Origin of the sequence: Cutibacterium namnetense, assembly GCF_001642025.1 — a bacterium.
In the GTDB taxonomy this organism is placed as follows: domain Bacteria; phylum Actinomycetota; class Actinomycetes; order Propionibacteriales; family Propionibacteriaceae; genus Cutibacterium; species Cutibacterium namnetense.
The window spans coordinates 1-1,627 of record NZ_LWHO01000011.1 but is presented as its reverse complement, the minus strand read 5'-3'; the positions used below and the strand labels follow the sequence as shown (position 1 = coordinate 1,627).

Annotated in this window: 2 protein-coding genes; one reads left to right on the top strand and one right to left on the bottom strand. The window is 58.5% G+C overall.

The window, feature by feature from the left end:
- On the top strand, nt 1–101 hold a 101-nt coding region (locus tag A5483_RS12560; protein WP_153023091.1), incomplete at its 5' end, for a DALR anticodon-binding domain-containing protein.
- Nucleotides 102–298: 197 nt separating this feature from the next.
- Here the strand turns inward: A5483_RS12560 and A5483_RS10055 are convergent.
- Entirely contained in the window at nt 299–1,438 is a 1,140-nt protein-coding gene (locus A5483_RS10055) for an adhesin (RefSeq protein ID WP_241497708.1), read from the bottom strand.
- Nucleotides 1,439–1,627: the final 189 nt, after the last annotated feature.

Genomic DNA, 1,627 nt, shown 5'->3' with positions numbered 1-1,627 from the left:
GCGAGGTTCGTGGGTCGCGTTTGGCTTTGTGTGCGGCTACTCGTCGGGTGCTTGGTCGGGGTCTTGGTTTGTTGGGTATTGATGCTCCTGATCGGATGTGATCTGTCGGGTTGTGGGTGGGAATGATCTGCTGGTAGTTGCGGGTCGGCTGTTGTGGTGTGGTGTGTCTGGTTTTGTGTGAGGGGTTAGTGCGTTTGGAGTGCTGGTTTCTGGGGTGTGGCTGAAAGGTAATGGCCATGGTCCACAAGGATTGTGGACCATGGCCATTACCTATTGGGGGATAAACCTTAAGGGGTTATCAGATTCTCGTGGTCGGGAGGGCACCCCGGTGGATTGCTACCGAAGCGGCAGTATGGGCGTGACGAGGCGCGAAGTTGCCGTGGGAACGGTCTCCTGAGCGGCTGGTCGACCCATCCGAAGTTGCTGCACTGGTGGGAGTCGGCTTCGGGGTCGGAGTCGGCTTCGGGCAGGAGCAAGCCTGCTTCACGAGGTCGTCGAGAGTCGGCAGGTCCTTCTTGAGCTGCTTGTAGGCGTCGATAGCCTTCTCAGCGTTGACGACGTCGGCGATCTGGCGAGCGATGTCCTTGTTGAGCTTGGCCGTGTTGAAGGCCAGAAGCGGCTCTTTGGCCAAACGCTTGATGATGTGAGGCGCGATGTTGGCTGCGGTGGCATCATCGATGCCGGCCCTGACCAAGTGAGTGACGATACGTGCCTTCAGCAGGGGGGAGCTGACAATCGCTCCGGCAACAGCGGCATCGAAGGAGCGGCCGATGATGTGCTCGATCTGTGCTTTCTTCAGGTGCACACCCCTGTTCGCCAGCAGAGCTGCCTGGGCGGCGATTTCGGCCTTGATAGCCTCAGCCTTTGCGATGGGCCCAAGAGTCGGATTGAGAGCGGTGGCGGCAATGGCAACAGCCGTCGCCCGGGCCAGATGCTTGTCAAGACCGGCGGCGACGAGGTTGGCGACTACCGCATCCTTGAATGCGACGGAATGCAGCGCATTGGGAATGATGGTGGCAGCGAGAATAGCCTGAATGTTGAGGTCGATGGCAGCAGCTGCCCGCTGAATCTTCGCGTCAGCGACCAGACCCAGCTGGGCCTTCACGAGGGTCTCCAGCTTGTGATGATTGATCAGGAGGACACCCTCCTTGGCCATCTCGGCGGCGATGCGAGGTGCCAGAGCTACCGCGTCAGCTGAGCTAAATCCAGCCTTGACCAGCGAAGCAACAATCTCAGCACGCAGCTTCGCGTCGTTGATGATTGCTTTACGGCAGTCCTTGCCGATGATCCCGTCCCCGTTGGAACCACTGACAGCCGCCCGGCTTATCGAGCTTTGCGTATTGGAACTAGCACTTGCCTGGGGGAGGGTGATTGCTGCGATCGATCCGACTAGCGCAGTCGCTGTCGCAACGGCGACTGCAATTTTTGACTGACGCATTCGTTCTCCTAAGATTATAGAATCCCTTATAGAGGCTAGCCCCTCTGGCTAGTCATACGAAACCCTACTACACACTAGGGCCACGTTGACACTTCACACCAGATACAGACCAGCACCAACGCTCCTGCGCGAACCATCAACCACACTGTCAACACCACCACAGTACCCCACTACCCCACCACCACGACA